14 protein-coding genes and 1 pseudogene are annotated in these 14,749 nt (G+C 71.3%); 9 read left to right on the forward strand and 6 right to left on the reverse strand.

Annotation, left to right across the window (positions count from 1 at the left end; translation table 11 throughout):
- Positions 1-180: 180 nt before the first annotated feature.
- Positions 181-783, reverse strand: a complete 603-nt coding sequence (locus ABD357_RS14770; protein WP_344390396.1) for a TetR/AcrR family transcriptional regulator — start codon at positions 781-783, stop codon at positions 181-183.
- Positions 784-1,000: 217 nt separating this feature from the next.
- On the opposite strand from ABD357_RS14770, the gene ABD357_RS14775 reads away from it, so the two are divergent.
- From ABD357_RS14775 to ABD357_RS14785, 3 genes are all read left to right on the forward strand, one after another.
- A complete protein-coding gene (locus ABD357_RS14775; protein ID WP_344390531.1) occupies positions 1,001-1,885 on the forward strand; it encodes an SIS domain-containing protein in 885 nt (294 codons plus the stop codon).
- Between the two features lie 33 nt (positions 1,886-1,918).
- Entirely contained in the window at positions 1,919-2,773 is an 855-nt protein-coding gene (locus ABD357_RS14780; RefSeq protein ID WP_344390399.1) for a class II fructose-bisphosphate aldolase, read from the forward strand.
- 163 nt (positions 2,774-2,936) lie between these two features.
- Positions 2,937-3,728 carry an AraC family transcriptional regulator gene (locus ABD357_RS14785; protein WP_344390402.1) on the forward strand — a complete coding sequence of 264 codons (792 nt, stop codon included), beginning with the start codon at positions 2,937-2,939 and terminating at the stop codon, positions 3,726-3,728.
- Here ABD357_RS14785 and ABD357_RS14790 read toward each other — a convergent pair.
- Positions 3,718-4,875 carry a methyltransferase gene (locus tag ABD357_RS14790; protein ID WP_344390404.1) on the reverse strand — a complete coding sequence of 386 codons (1,158 nt, stop codon included), beginning with the start codon at positions 4,873-4,875 and terminating at the stop codon, positions 3,718-3,720. The two genes, ABD357_RS14785 and ABD357_RS14790, sit on opposite strands and share 11 nt — an antisense overlap.
- A gap of 79 nt (positions 4,876-4,954) precedes the next feature.
- Here ABD357_RS14790 and ABD357_RS14795 point away from each other — a divergent pair, with 79 nt between their 5' ends.
- Entirely contained in the window at positions 4,955-5,614 is a 660-nt protein-coding gene (locus ABD357_RS14795; RefSeq protein ID WP_344390406.1) for an alpha-ketoglutarate-dependent dioxygenase AlkB family protein, read from the forward strand.
- Positions 5,615-5,655: 41 nt separating this feature from the next.
- Entirely contained in the window at positions 5,656-6,897 is a 1,242-nt protein-coding gene (locus tag ABD357_RS14800) for an ROK family protein (protein ID WP_344390408.1), read from the forward strand.
- On the opposite strand, the gene ilvY is transcribed toward ABD357_RS14800, so the two are convergent.
- A complete protein-coding gene (ilvY, locus tag ABD357_RS14805) occupies positions 6,884-7,735 on the reverse strand; it encodes an HTH-type transcriptional activator IlvY (protein WP_344390532.1) in 852 nt (283 codons plus the stop codon). The two genes, ABD357_RS14800 and ilvY, sit on opposite strands and share 14 nt — an antisense overlap.
- Before the next feature lie 88 nt (positions 7,736-7,823).
- On the opposite strand from ilvY, the gene ABD357_RS14810 reads away from it, so the two are divergent.
- On the forward strand, positions 7,824-9,302 hold the full coding sequence (locus ABD357_RS14810) for a ketol-acid reductoisomerase (protein WP_344390409.1): 1,479 nt from the start codon (positions 7,824-7,826) through the stop codon (positions 9,300-9,302).
- Between the two features lie 6 nt (positions 9,303-9,308).
- Here the strand turns inward: ABD357_RS14810 and ABD357_RS14815 are convergent.
- From ABD357_RS14815 to ABD357_RS14825, 3 genes and pseudogenes are all read right to left on the reverse strand, one after another.
- A pseudogene (locus ABD357_RS14815) lies at positions 9,309-9,516 on the reverse strand (tautomerase family protein); the annotation flags it as partial.
- 91 nt (positions 9,517-9,607) lie between these two features.
- Positions 9,608-10,201: a DUF4865 family protein gene (locus tag ABD357_RS14820; RefSeq protein ID WP_344390411.1), complete on the reverse strand. Its 594-nt coding sequence runs from the start codon at positions 10,199-10,201 to the stop codon at positions 9,608-9,610.
- Positions 10,202-10,211: 10 nt separating this feature from the next.
- Positions 10,212-10,799 (reverse strand): TetR/AcrR family transcriptional regulator, encoded by a 588-nt coding sequence (locus ABD357_RS14825; protein WP_344390412.1) that lies wholly within the window; start codon positions 10,797-10,799, stop codon positions 10,212-10,214.
- A 193-nt stretch (positions 10,800-10,992) separates the two neighbouring features.
- Between ABD357_RS14825 and ABD357_RS14830 the strand changes: the two genes are divergently transcribed.
- Genes ABD357_RS14830 through ABD357_RS14840 form a run of 3 tightly spaced genes read left to right on the forward strand, consistent with a single transcriptional unit; the run spans position 10,993 to position 14,593 of the window.
- Positions 10,993-11,274 carry an SHOCT domain-containing protein gene (locus tag ABD357_RS14830; protein ID WP_344390413.1) on the forward strand — a complete coding sequence of 94 codons (282 nt, stop codon included), beginning with the start codon at positions 10,993-10,995 and terminating at the stop codon, positions 11,272-11,274.
- Positions 11,271-12,032, forward strand: coding sequence for an ABC transporter ATP-binding protein (locus ABD357_RS14835; RefSeq protein WP_344390415.1), 762 nt, complete (start codon positions 11,271-11,273; stop codon positions 12,030-12,032). The genes ABD357_RS14830 and ABD357_RS14835 overlap by 4 nt, the downstream gene beginning before the upstream one ends.
- A complete protein-coding gene (locus ABD357_RS14840; protein WP_344390417.1) occupies positions 12,029-14,593 on the forward strand; it encodes an ABC transporter permease in 2,565 nt (854 codons plus the stop codon). Before ABD357_RS14835 ends, ABD357_RS14840 begins: the two co-directional genes overlap by 4 nt.
- The last annotated feature ends 156 nt before the right edge of the window (positions 14,594-14,749 follow it).

A 14,749-nucleotide genomic window follows, 5' to 3' on the forward strand; every position in this document is an offset into this window, starting at 1 on the left:
TGAGTTGGTCACTTGTGCAAGACGCTTGACTCGTACGAGTGACCGTCTCATTCCGAACCAACCAAAGTCAACGTTTCCGGGCCGCAAACGGGGAGGCGAGAGAGGGTGAGGCGGAGAGACCCGGCGGGCATGACGAAGCTCTTCGCCTCCGCGGCGGAGTACGAGCAGGGGAGTGGAGCGTCAGTCGTCCTCGCCGACGAGCGTCATCAGGTGCTCGCCCGCCAGACGGAGCACCTCGCGGCTGTGGTCGCTGTTGCGGTCCGCCAGCCAGCACAAGGTCACGCCGTCCAGCACCGCGTTGAGGTAGCGGGCCAGGACGGGAAGGGGCACGGTCCACCGGATTCCCGCGCTCTCGGCGGCTTTCAGGAGGAACTCCTGATGGACCTCCAGGTAGTGGTCGTACTGCCGGCGGGCCAGTTCCTCGAATCCGGCCTGGCGCAGGGCGTAGTGGGTGAGTTCGTATCCCACCTGGTGCTCTCCCGGGCTGAGTTCCACACCCTCCCAGAAGGTGAACAAGGTCTTGGTGACGCGCGTGCCGAGGTCGTCGCCCTCCGCCGCGAACACGTCCCTGGCCTTGGCGACACTGCTGTCCGTGAGGCGGGTGATGACCTCTTGCAGAAGCTCTTCGCGCGAGTGGAAGCAGTAGTGGAAGACGCCGAGCGGCATGTCCGCCTCGCCCACGATGGCGCGTGTCGTGGCCTTGGTGACGCCGTCGCGGACCATGACGCGGATCGCCGCGGCGATCAGCTCTTCCCGTCGGTCCTTCGCTGCCATGCGAGCCATCCGGCCGCCGCTCCTTCAAGCCCTCGAGAGTGGATGCGTACCAGCATGCCATCGCGGTGTCTTGGACGCTCGACCAACATGTGGCGCCGGCGCGCTCGCACAGCAGCCGGTCGACGCGGTCTCTCTCGCAAGAACACTCAGACCAGTCCCTCCCCGAGCGGTGCGCGACGATGGAGCCATGTCAGCCATCCAGTCGGCCATCCGGGGAGAGCACGGCATGAGCCATGTCGAGAACGAGTTGAACAGCCAGCCCGAGTGCTGGACCCGGGCTGCCGAGCAGGCCTCGCGGCACACGGCCGTGCTGCCCGCCGCGGGGGAGCGGGTCGCGATCGTGGGGTGCGGTACCTCGTGGTTCATGGCGCAGGCTGCCGCCGCGCTGCGCGAGCAGGCGGGCCAGGGCGAGACGGACGCCTTCGCCGCTTCCGAGTTCCCGTACGGGCGGACGTACGACCGCGTCCTCGCCCTCACCCGCTCCGGCACCACCACCGAGGTGCTCGGACTCCTCGGCCGGCTGAAGGGGCGTACGCGAACCGTCGCGATCACCGCGGATCCGCGAACTCCCGTGATGGAGGCGGCGGATGACGTGATCGTGCTCGACTTCGCCGACGAACGGTCCGTGGTGCAGACCCGGTTCGCCACCACCGCGCTCACGCTGCTGCGGGCCCACCTCGGCCTGCACACCGAGGCTGTCGTCGCCGATGCCCGCACCGCACTGTCGGTGCCGCTACCCGACGGGCTGGTCGACTGCGTGCAGTTCACGTTCCTGGGCCGCGGCTGGAGCGTGGGGCTCGGATACGAGGCCGGGCTCAAGATGCGCGAAGCCTCGCTGGCCTGGTCCGAGGCCTATCCGGCGATGGAGTACCGGCACGGCCCGATCAGCATCACCTCCGCCGGAACCGCGACCTGGATGCTCGGTGACGCGCCGGACGGACTGGCCGAACAGGTGCGGGCCACGGGCGGGTTGTGGGTCGAGGGCGGCCTCGACCCGCTCGCCGAACTCGTCCGCGCCCAGCGACTCGCCGTGGCCGTCGCCGCGGCCCGCGGCCTCGACCCCGACCGGCCGCGCCACCTCACCCGATCGGTCATCCTCACCACGCCCTGACCGGCGAACCCGTCACGCCGAAAGGAGAGGCTTGTGCCCCTCGCAGCAACCGGTGAGCTGGTCACCCGGGCGGCCACGGAACGCACCGCTGTCGCCGCGTTCAACATCATCACGCTGGAGCACGTCGAAGCCGTCGTCGCCGGTGCCGAATCCGTGGACGCCCCTGTCATCCTCCAAGTCAGCGAGAACGCCGTGAAGTTCCGCGGCGGACGGCTGCTCCCGCTGGCCCGCGCCGCGACCGCGGCGGCCGAACAGGCCTCCGTGCCCGTCGCGTTGCACCTGGACCATGTACAGAGTGACGGCCTGCTGCGACAGGCAGCCGAGGCCGGATTCAGCTCCGTGATGTACGACGCCTCGCGGCTGCCGTACGCCGAGAACCTCACCGCCACGCGGAGCGCCGTCGAGTGGGCGCATGACCAAGGGCTATGGATCGAGGCCGAGTTGGGAGAGGTCGGCGGCAAGAACGGCCGGCCACCGCTGGACGCCCACGCACCCGCCGCCCGGACGGATCCCGCCGAGGCATGCGCCTTCGTCGCCGACTCCGGCGTGGATGCCCTCGCCGTGGCAATCGGCAGCGTCCACGCCATGACCACCCGCACAGCCGCCCTCGACCACGATCTCCTCAAACGCCTCACCGCCGCCCTCGACGCACCGCTTGTCCTGCACGGCTCCTCCGGCCTCCCGGACACCGAGCTGACGACGGCCGTCACCGGCGGCATCACCAAGGTCAACTTCGGCACAGCCCTGAACCTCGCGATGACCGGCGCGATCCGCGACTTCCTTACCGCACACCCCGACGCGGTCGACTCACGCGCGTACCTGACAGTGGCGCGCGAGGCGATGACGGAGGCGGTGGCGCGGATCATCAGGGTGGTACGAGCTGGCTGAGCTGGTGCGATACCGCGCCCCTGAAGGAGGCCGCAGGCCTTCCTTCAGGGGCGCGGGCTGTATCAATTTGCGGCTCCGCCGCGTGGGCGCGACCAGCCACAACGAACCCGCAGTTTCAAATCGCACCCCAATCGGAGCGCTTTCGTACTGGTAGTTTTTCACCATGCGGGAGACGGAGGTCCACCTCGGGGAGCCGCCCGTCGTGGTGAACGCCGGAGTGGGCGTGCACGGCGTCGCGAGCCGTACCGATGTGTTCCGGCTGCCCGAGCTGTGGCAACTGCACCTGTACCAGTACGACGCCGAGCTGATCGTCGACGGCACGTCGCACGCCGTCCGCCCCGGCCGGGTCAGTCTCGTACCACCCGGCACGACGGTCCGTTTCCGCTACCAGGGCCGCTCCGAACACCTCTACGCGCATCTGTGCATCGCCCCTGCCGGACCGCCGCGCACCATCCCTGTCATGCAGGACGCGGGACCCGAACTCCCCGCGCTCACCGGCCTGTTGCTCCAAGCGATCGCCTCCGTGCCCGGCGCGCCCGAACGCACCCGGGCAGAGATCTGGACGGCCCTGTGGCGCATCGCCCACCTCACGCCCGACGCCGGCCGCCCGGGGCCGCACCCGGCCGTCACCGCCGCGATCGCGTACATCGAGGCCAACCTGGCCGCCCCGCTCACCGTGCCCGCCGTCGCACGCGCCGCGGGCGTCTCGCACAACCACCTCACCCGGCTCTTCCGCACCACGACGGGCGGCACGGTCGTCGCGTACGTCCGACGCCGCAGGCTGGACCGTGCCCACCACCTGCTGCGCGCCTCGACCCTCTCCATCCCGGCCGTCGCCGCGTCCGTCGGCATCCCCGACCTGCAGGCCTTCAACAAGGCGTGCCGACGCGAACTGGGAGCCTCGCCACGTGCCCTGCGCGGCGAGACCGCCCCTGCGAGCGTGCCTACCTCTTGACGGCCTTCAGGATCACGAACTTCGCGTCGCCGGCGACGACTTGGCTGTTGCCGAAGAGGCGGCGCAGCTTCACGTGGTAGGCGAGGTGCCGGTTGCCCACCACCCACAGCTCGCCGCCCGGCCGCAGCGACCGGCGCGCTCCCGTGAACATCCGCCAGGCCGTGGCGTCGGTCGTCGCCTGGTGCGAGTGGAAGGGCGGATTGTTGAGTACGAGGTCGACGCTCGCGGGCGGGACGCCGGTCAGCCCGTCGCCGACGCGGAACTCCGCCTTGCCGACGCCCTCGGAGTTTGCCCGGTACGTCGCCTCCGCAGAGGCCACCGCCTGGTACGACTCGTCCACGAACAGCACCTCGGCCTCCGGGTCGGCCAGCGCCATCGCCGTACCGACCACACCGTTGCCGCAGCCCAGGTCCACCACGTGCCCGGCCCCGGGCCCGTACGGCAGATGCTGGAGGAAGAACCGCGTGCCGATGTCGAGACGCTCGGCACAGAAGACGCCCGCGTGGTTGACGACGGTGCGGCCGGAGACGGGACCGATGCCCTCGGGCAGTGCGTAGGTGTGGGGCCAGGGGTTCTTCGGTCGGGTGAGCGCGGGGTCCGGCTCGCAGAAGATCAACCGGGCCTTCTTCTCGGCCAGGGAGGTCCTGGTCGGGCCGAGGATCCGCTCGAACAACCGCAGCGTAGAGGTATGGATCTCCTTGACCATGCCGGTACCGACGACGACCGTCCCCTCGTGGACTCCGGCCGCCAGACGCAGCAGCTGGTCCTCGAGGAGCGCGAGGCTCTTGGGTACGCGGATCAGAAGCACGTCGATCCGGTCGGGCGGCGGGTCCTGGGTGGTGAGCAGGCGCACCGAGTCCGCGTCGACACCGCTCCGTGCCAGGTTCGCGCTGGTCGCCTCCCGGGCGAGGAACGAGTCTGTGATCTGCACCGGCCGCAGCGTGTGGAGGGCGGTGACGAGGGCGCCCCAGCGGTCGCCCACCACGACGACGGTTCCGTCCAGTGGCTGTCCCCGCTCCGCGAGTTCCGCGAGATGCCGCAGTAGATACGTGTCGGAGGCGTCCCAGGCGCGCAGCCGCTCACGGGGGTCTTCGGGGAAGCGGGCCAGCTCGTGCTCGCCCCATGGTGTCGCCATACGCTCGGTCATCGTGCGCCCAGGCTAGCCGAGCCGCAGCTCATGACGTTTTTCGCCCGTACGTCTCCGAGCAGTGCGCGACCATGGAGCCATGAACGCCGAGCTGTTTCCCCGGAGTCGTACGGAGGTCGCGCCGGGCGCGGTGCATGTGCCGGACTGGGCCGATGCCGGGCGCCAGCGCGAACTGCTGGAAGCCTGCCGTGACTGGTCGCGCCCGCCCGCCGGCCTGCGCACGGTCCACACACCCGGCGGCGGCACGATGACGTCGCAGCAGGTCTGCCTCGGCTGGCACTGGTATCCGTACGGGTACGCGCGCACGGTCGTCGACGGTGACGGCGCGTCCGTGAAGCCGTTCCCGGAATGGCTGGGCGAGCTCGGCCGTCGCGCGGTGGCCGATGCCTTCGGGGACGACGCCTTCGAAGGCGAGCCGACAGCCCCGTACGACATCGCCCTGATCAACTTCTACGGCGCCGGCGCCCGCATGGGCATGCACCGCGACAGCGACGAGAAGTCCCACGCCCCCGTGGTGTCCCTGAGCCTCGGTGACACATGCGTCTTCCGCTTCGGCAACACCGAATCGCGCAAACGCCCGTACACGGACGTGGAACTGCGCAGCGGCGACCTCTTCGTCTTCGGTGGCCCCGCCCGGCTCGCGTACCACGGCGTACCCCGTGTGCACCCGGGCACCGCGCCCCCCGAACTCGGCCTGACGGGCCGACTCAACATCACGCTGCGGGCCAGCGGCTTCTAGGCGAGGCCCTCAACCGTCCGGATCATGGGAGACTCCCACTCATGAACGGCAAGCCGACCCCCCGAGCAGCGGGAGAAGGAACCACGAGGACCCGGCTGGACCGCGGACGCGGCGCGCTCGGGCCCGCGTTGGAACTCGTGCACACGGGGCGCGCGCCGACGCGGGCCGTGCTCACCGCCGAACTGGGGGTCACGCGGGCGACGGCGGGCGCGGTGGCCGCGGAGCTCGAAGCGCTCGGGCTGATCCGGGTCGACGCCCGCCCCGGCGCCGCCGCCGGCTCGCAGGGCCGGCCCTCGCACCGGCTCCGGCTCGCCGAGGACGGCCCCGTCGCCCTCGCCGCCCAGGTGCACGCCGACGGCTTCCGCGCGGCGCTGGTCGGGCTCGGCGGCCGTATCGTCGCGACCGCGCCCGGCTGCGAGATCGTCGACGCCGACCCGGCGAAGGTGCTCGGCTCGGTCGTCGACGCGGGCGCCCACCTCCTCCAGCAGACGGGACGCCACTGCGTGGGCGCCGGACTCGCCGTGCCCTCCGCCGTCGCCGAACCCGAGGGCACGGCCCTCAACCCGCTCCATCTGGCCTGGCCGGCGGGCGCACCCGTACGGGAGATCTTCGCGGAGCGGATCCACGCGGCCGGGATCACCGGTCCGGCGTTCGCCGCCAACGACGTCAACCTCGCCGCGCTAGCCGAGCACCGTCACGGCGCGGGCCGCGGCGCGCGCGATCTGCTGTGCGTGGCCACGGGACACCGCGGCGTAGGCGGCGCGCTCGTGCTCGACGGCCGTCTGCACACGGGCAGTTCGGGCCTGGCACTCGAAGTCGGCCATCTCACGGTCAACCCCGAGGGCCGCCCCTGCCACTGCGGCAGCCGAGGCTGCCTGGACGTCGAGGCGGACCCGCTCGCCTTCCTCACCGCGGCGGGCCGCGACCCCGGCCCCGAGGTCTCGCTGCTCCAGGAGGCGAACGACCTGATCCGCGACCAGTACGCCGACCCGGCCGTCCGCACGGCCGCCGAGGCACTGATCGACCGGCTGGGCCTGGGACTTGCGGGACTGGTCAACATCCTCAACCCGGACCGCATCATCCTCGGCGGACTCCACCGCACCCTCCTCGACGCCGACCCGGAGCGCCTGCGCGCCGTCGTCGCCGACCGCAGTCTGTGGGGGCAGAGCGGCGGCGTACCGATCCTGGCCTGCACGCTCGACCACAACAGCCTGGTGGGAGCAGCCGAGTTGGCCTGGCAGCCCGTGCTCGACGACCCGCTCGCCGCGCTCACGGCCCGGTAAGGCTCCACAGCGCCGACACCAACGGCCGCCGCAGATCGGCGCGTCGTACGCACAGGCCGATCGGGAACGGCTCCGGTGGGGGAGTGGCGGGCAGCACGGCCAGCCGGTCGCGCACCGAGCTGTTCTCGAGCACGAGACGGGGTACGACACCGGTGCCACAGCCGAGCGCGACCAGCGTCAACAGCCCTTCGTGGCCGTCGGGTTCGGCCGCCACCTCGGGCGTGACGCCCCGCGCGCGAAACCATCGGTCGGCCGCCTCGCGCACCAGTCCACGATGCGGCAGCACGAACGGCCCGTCGAGCCCGTCGTCCGCGCGGTCGCGGGCCGTCACAAAGACCAGCTCAGTCTCCGCCACCGTCCGGCTGACCAGCGGCCCCGGCAGCCGCGCCGGAATGCCGGCGACCGCCGCGTCGACCTCGCCCTCGTCGAGCCGGGCGAGCGCGGCAGCCGCGTCGCCGGTGCGCAGGTCGAGGCGTACCTGCGGATGTGCGGCGCGAAAGCGTGCGAGGAGGTCGGGCAGGAGCGCCTGACAGGCCGTCACGGTCGCGAACACGCCAAGCGTGCCGGTGAGTTCGGCCGGGTCCGGGTGCTCCTCGCGGTACGTGCGCCACAACTCCAGCGCCTCCATCGCGTACGTGCGGAAGCGGTGCCCTTCCGCCGTCAGCGACACCCCGCGCGGGCCACGGTCGAAGAGCTGGTGGCCGAGCTCCGCCTCGAGTCGCTGCACGGTTCTGGTGAGCGTCGCGGGGCTGACATGACAGTCCAGACTCGTCCGGCCGAAGTTCAGCGTCTGCGCCAGATGAAGGAACAGCCGCAGCTCGCGATGATCATTGAGTATGCCTTCACCTGTGCCTTTCATCCACCGCAACACCCCGCTGCGCAAATTGCGCTTGCCGCAATACGTGGGCCGAGCCTACAACTCGACCATGACCCCGACCGTGACTTCGACGTATGCCTCCACCGTCTTCCCACTCGAAACCATGACCGTTCCCGGCGGCACCGAGACGATCCTGCGCGGCGGCCGCCACCTCTTCCCCCTGCTGCCGGGGGCCTTCGCGGGCGTCCACCGCATCGGCGTCATCGGCTGGGGCCCTCAAGGCCGCGCCCAGGCAGCCAACTTGAGGGACTCCCTGGCCGGTACGGACATCCGCGTCGCCGTCGGACTGCGCCCCGGTTCCGCCTCGGCCGCCTACGCCCGCGCGCACGGGTTCACCGAGGCGGACGGCACGCTCGGCGACTGGCTCGCCGTCACCGCCGAGAGCGATCTGGTGATCCTGCTGATCGCGGACGCCGCGCTCGCCGCCCACCACCGGGAGCTCTTCGCGGCGCTGAAGCCCGGCGCCACGATCGGCCTGTCACACGGCTTCCTGCTCGGTCATCTCCGGGAAACCGGCGGTGAGTTCCCCGCCGGGCACGGGGTGATCGCCGTCTGCCCCAAGGGTATGGGCGACTCGGTGCGACGCCTGTATCTGCAGGGCGCCGAGATCAACGGTGCCGGAATCAACAGCAGTTTCGCCGTGCACGCCGACCCCGACGGTCACGCCGTCGACCGTGCGCTGGGCTGGTCGGTCGCGCTCGGCTCCCCGTACACCTTCCACACCACACTGGACAGCGAGTACCGCTCCGACATCGTCGGCGAGCGCGCCATCCTGCTCGGGGCCGTCCACGGCATCGTCGAGAGCCTGTACGCGCGCTTCCGCCTCGCCGGCGACGACCCGGTGGCGGCGTACGAACGGTCCTGCGAGAACGTCACCGGCCCGATCGCCCGCACCATCTCACGCTCCGGGCTGCGGGCGGTGCGCGAGAACCTCGACCCGGCGGGGCGGGACACCTTCGACCGCGCGTACACGGCGACGTACGGGCCCGCCCGTGACCTCGTCGCCGAGATCCACGACGAGGTCGCCGACGGCACCGAACTGCGCAGCGTGATCCTCGCCGAACAGCGCCTCGGCACCCGCCCGATGGCCGAGATCGGCGGCTCGCCCATGTGGGCGGCGGGCGACGAGGTACGCGCCCGGCGAGCCGGGCGTGCCCTGGGCGTCGACCCGTTCACGGCCGGAGTGTTCATCGCCACCATGACGGCCCAGATCGACGAGTTCGCAGAGCGCGGCCATCCCTGGTCGGAGATCGTCAACGAGTCGGTCATCGAGGCCGTCGACTCGCTGCTGCCGTACATGCACGCCCGAGACGTCGCATACATGGTCGACAACTGCTCCCGCACGGCCCGCCTGGGCGCCCGCCGCTGGGGCCCACGCTTCCAGGCGGCGTATGAGCAGATCGCCTTCCCGGCCTCCGAAAACCCCGCGGACCAGGCCGTGTTGAACGCCTTCTGCGCGAACCCGGCGCACGAGGCGCTGGCAGCGGCGGCAAAACTCCGGCCGTCCGTGGACATCGCCGTGGTCTAGGGGCCTCTAGGACGAAGGTCCGGTCGTAGCGGAGGAGACGGCGTACTGCGCCACGCCTTCGCCGAAGGACCAGGCGACCGGCTCGTTCTCGATCAGGTTGACGAACACGTTCCGCGGCTCGGTCCCCGCGTAGTCCACGGGGAGTTCGGCGATCCGCCGGTACAGCGCCGGCTTCTGCGCGGGGGGTCCGCCCGGAGCGCAGGGTGATCGTGATCCGAGCGGCCTCGGCGAAGTCCGGTGCGGTATCACGCCCCGTTAGGGGCGCGGGGAACTGCGCGACCAGCCCCCACCGGCCCGCGGGTTTATCACCGTTCTCCCAGCGGAGCGCTTAGCGGCAACTGGCCCCGCTGTGGCGCGGACATGTGCAGCACCTCGTACGCGTCACCGCCCGTCTTGGGCGTGTCGTGTTCCCAGAGGGAGAAGTGCAGGAGCTCCCAGCGGCTCGGGTCGACGACGGCCGCCGCGAGCACCGCGCCGTCCTCACCCGCCAGCCGCCCGGCCTCCCGTGCCGCCTCAGCCCGCACCACTGTCAACTGGGAACCGCCCGGCACCTGTTGGCGCCGCAATACTGCGACCCGCGCGGGGGAGCCGGCGGCGCCGCCCTCCTCGTACGCCAACCCGGTCCACTGCCGGACCGACGGCCGCCCGAAGTCGTCGACGATGCCCTGGAAGGGGCCTCCCCAGAGGAAGGAGTTCATGCCGGCCACGGTTTTCCACAGATAGAACGGGGCGTACTGGTTCACCGGCGATCCGTGCACGCCGCGCTCGCGCATCAGGTACGTCTTGATGCCGAGGCCTTCCCAGTCGTCGAGCAGATGCCCCTTGCGGGCAACCCGGTCGCGGATGACGGCCATGTCGTAGTCGGCGGGCAGGGTGAGCGCGTACTGCATGGCGTGCAACAGTGCCTCCTCAGGAGGGACGGGCGGGACGGTCTTTCGGGGCGGCAGTCATGAGCAGGGACAGCAGCCCCCGTACACCCGCGTCGAAGGCGGTGGGTGAGCCGGACGCGCGAGCCAGGACATAACCGCCCTGGACGGTCGCGACGACGGCTGCCGCGATCTCCTCGCCGTCCAGCCAGGGTGCGAACTCGCCTTGTTCCTGGCCCTCTTCGACGATCGCGGCGAGCCGTTCCCGCAGCCAGTCGAGCGTCTCGTCGACCGGCGCGCGCAGCTCGTCGCTGGCGATCACGTCGGGGTCCATCGTGAGCCGCCCTATCGGGCAGCCGCGCAGCACGTCGCGCTCGCGCCGCAGATACGCCTCGATGCGCTCGTACGGCGTTCCCGGCCCGTCGAGTACTCCCGCGGCGGTAGCCCGCATCTCCTCGGCGGTCCGCCGGATCGCGGCCAGGGCGAGATCCGGCTTCCCCTTGAAGTGGTGGTACATGCTGCCCTGCCCGGCGCCCGCACGCTCCAGGATGGCCTTGGGGCTGGTGCCCACGTAACCGCGCTCCCACAGCAGCTCACGGGTGGACTCGATCAGACGCTCCGACGTGCTCATGCAGGAACTGTACATACCAGTAGTTACAGAAGTCGAGCCCTCAAGGAGCAGCGGTGAGCAGCCCGCGTACTCCCGCGGTGGTACGCGCACTGCCGCTGGCCGTACGACGACCCGGGACCCCCTGCGGGACGACTCTCGGAAGCGACACGCAAGGACATCGCAGAGCACATCGCTACCGAGGAGTTGACCGATCATGCAGACCCTGGCGCACTTCGGCGACGGCGGGCCCGGCCCGTGGATCCTGTTCTTCCCGGTGATCTGGGCACTGGTCATCGGCGGCGGCATCGCGCTGCTGCGCCGCACGGTGTGGCGCGGACGCCGCGGCCCCTGGCGGCCGGCCGCCGAGGACAACTCACCCATCACCGTGCTCGGCCACCGCTTCGCCTCCGGCGAGATCGACGAGGACGAGTACTGGCGCCGGCTGTCCGTCCTGGACGAGCAGTTCGGCCGGACCGGCAAGGGCGGTGCGGCATGACCACGACGACGACCATCACACGTACCGCCGCCCGCGTCGTCGACGCCGTGAAGGTGTACGGCAGCGGCGACACCAGCGTGCGGGCCCTGGACGGGGTGAGCGTCGACTTTCCGGCCGGCCGCTTCACCGCGATCATGGGGCCCTCGGGCTCCGGAAAGTCCACCTTGATGCACTGCGCGGCCGGACTCGACACGCTCACCTCAGGCACCGCCCACATCGGCGACACCGAGCTGAGCACCCTCGACGACCGCCGCCTGACCCTGCTGCGCCGCGACCGCGTCGGCTTCGTGTTCCAGGCGTACAACCTGGTGCCGACCCTGACCGTCGCGGAGAACATCACGCTGCCGCTGGACCTTGCGGGCGGCAAGGGCGACATCCGCGACAAGGAATGGATCGACGCGCTGATCGACGTCGTCGGCCTGCGCGGCCGGCTGCACCACCGGCCCTCAGAGCTCTCCGGCGGCCAGCAGCAACGCGTCGCCGTGGCCCGGGCGTTCGCCGGCCGGCCGGACGTCGTCTTCGCCGACGAGCCGACCGGCAACCTGGACTCCCGCTCCGGCGAGGAGGTCCTCGGCCTCCTCGGCCGCACGGTGCGTCAGACCGCCCGCACGGTCGTCATGGTCACCCATGACCCCGTGGCCGCAGCCCACGCCGACGAGGTGGTGTTTCTCGCGGACGGGCGCCTGGTCGACCGTATGACCTCCCCGACCGCCGACAAGGTCCTGGACCGCATGAAAGCCTTCGAGGTGCCGTCATGAACGCGTCTGTGCGCATCAGCGTGTCGTCCCTGCGCGCCCACAAACGGCGCTTCGCCGGTACGTTCCTGGCGGTGCTTCTCGGAGTCGCGTTCCTGGCCGGCACCCTCGTCATGGGCGACACCCTGCGTGCCAGCTTCGACACGATGTTCGGCAACGCGACGAGCGGCACCGACGCCGTCGTCCGCAGCGCCGACACCATCACCACGCCGGGTGAGAGTCAGGGCGTACGGCAGCCCGTCGACACCGGCCTGGTGAAGAGGATCGAGGACACGCCCGGCGTCGCCGCCGCCGTGCCAAACATCGAGGGCGCGGGCCAGCTCATCGGCGCCGACGGCGACCCCATCGGCGGCGCGGGCCCGCCCACGCTCGCGGGCAACTGGATCGACGACCCGAAGCTCAACCCGTACCAACTCGCCGAAGGACGCGCCCCGTCGAAGCCCGGCGAGGTCGTCGTCAACCGCGGCACCGCCGAGCGGGGCGATCTGAAGATCGGCGACACCACGACCTTGCGTACGCCCGACCCGGTCAAGGTGACGATCGTCGGTCTCGCGACCTTCGGCGGCGAGGACGGCATGGCGCAGGTGACCTTCACCGGCATGACGCAGGCCGACGCCGAGAAGTACCTGACCGCGAAGCCCGGCGAAGCCGCGACCATCCAGGTCCGGGCCGGTCCCGGCACCAGCCAGCAGGAGCTGGTGGACGCCCTGACTCCCGTACTGCCCAAGGGAATCGAGGCGATCACCGGTCAGGAGTCGGCCGCGGAGAACACGGACATGATCTCCGGCCAGTTCCTGAGCCTGTTCACCACCTTCCTGCTGGTGTTCTCGGGCGTGGCGCTGCTCGTCGCGACCTTCTCCATCCACAACACCTTCGCGATCGTCGTGGCCCAACGCACCCGGGAGAACGCCCTGTTGCGTGCACTTGGCGCCTCGCGCAGGCAGGTCACCGTCTCGACGCTCGTCGAGGCGAGCGCAGTCGCCATCATGGCGTCCGCGGCGGGTCTCGCGGGCGGCATCGGTATCGCGGCCGGGCTGCAGGCGCTGTTCCCGGCGATCGGATTCCCGTTCCCGGACGGCGACTTGGTGATCAGCGGCCTGTCCATGCTGCTGCCGCTGGTGGTCGGCATCGTGGTCTGCCTCGGCTCCGCGCTGCTGCCCGCCGTCCGCGCCGGACGCACCGCACCGCTCGCCGCGCTGCGGGAGACGGCCGTCGACCAGTCCGGCGCGTCCCGCAACCGTGCCGTCGTGGGCGGCGGACTCGGCGCGCTGGCCGTCGCGGTCACCCTGACCGGGGTCTTCGTGAGCCCGTCCCTGTGGCTCGCGGGCTCCGGTGCCCTGCTGGCGCTCGCCGCCTTCGTGGTCCTCGGCCCGGTCGCCTCCACCACGGCCGTACGCGCCCTCGGCAGCCCGCTCGACCGGCTGCGCGGTGTCACCGGCGGACTCGCCCGCCGCAACGCCCTGCGCAGCCCGAAGCGGACCGCCGCCACCGCGAGCGCGCTGATGATCGGTGTCGCCGTCGTCTCGCTGTTCACGGTGTTCGGAGCCTCACTGAAGGCCACCATGGACCAGACGGTGTCGCGGTCCTTCGCGGGCGACGTCGCCGTCAGCACCCCGTCGTTCGGCGCCGGCGGCAGCGGACTGAGCCCCCGGCTCGCCGGCGCCGTCGCGGAGCGGCCCGAGGTGGACACGGCCGTCGGTCTCGGCCGCGGTGTCGCCGAAGTCGACGGCAAGGGGCGCGCGTTGACCGTCACCGACCCGGCCGCGCTGGAGCGCACCTTCGACCTCGGCACGGTCCGGGGCTCGATGCGGAACCTCGGCACGGACGGTATCGCCATCACCGAGAACGAGGCCGAAAAGCAGGGCCTCAAGACCGGCGACAAAGCCCAACTCACCTTCACCGACGGCAAGAAGGAGACCTTCACGGTCCGCGCGCTCTACGGTCAGTCGGAACTCGCGGGCGAGTACGTCATCACCCGCGAGGCCTGGGCCCCGCACCGCACCCAGGACTCCGACACCCTCATCGCCGTCTCCTTCAAGGACGGCGTGAGCACGGCCGACGGCAAGGCGGCGGTCGAGAAGGTCGCTACTGCGTACGGCAACCCCGAGGTGCAGACCCGCGACGAGTACGCACAGTCCTCGGCCGGAGGCATCGACATGATGCTCACCCTGGTCTACGCACTGCTCGCGCTCGCGGTACTGATCGCGCTGCTCGGCATCGCCAACACGCTGACGCTCGCGATCCACGAACGCACCCGCGAACTGGGCCTGCTGAGGGCGGTCGGGCAGACCCGGGCGCAGCTGCGCGCCATGGTCCGCTGGGAGTCGGTCCTGGTCGCCGCGTTCGGCACGGTGGGCGGACTCGTCCTCGGCGGGTTCCTGGGCTGGGTGCTCGTCAAGGCGTCCGACGGCGCGAGCGACAGCGCGTTCGCCTTCTCCCTGCCGCCCACCCAGCTGGCGCTGGTGGCGCTCGTGGGCGTCGCGGCCGGAGCGCTCGCGGGCCTGCGCCCCGCTCGGCGGGCCGCACGACTGGACGTGCTGCGCGCCATCGCCTCCGGCGGTTGAACGGGGGCGCCTACCGGGAGGGTGGGTTCGGTTCATGGGCGACTGCGGGGCCGTCGTGGCTGGTCGCGCAGTTCCCCGCGCCCCTAAAGGGGCGCCCCCGAACCGCCAGCCACCATGCTCACCAGCCACAACGAACCCGCAGCTTCCCACCGGCCC

This window comes from Streptomyces vastus (assembly GCF_039532825.1).
Taxonomy (GTDB): Bacteria; Actinomycetota; Actinomycetes; order Streptomycetales; family Streptomycetaceae; genus Streptomyces; species Streptomyces vastus.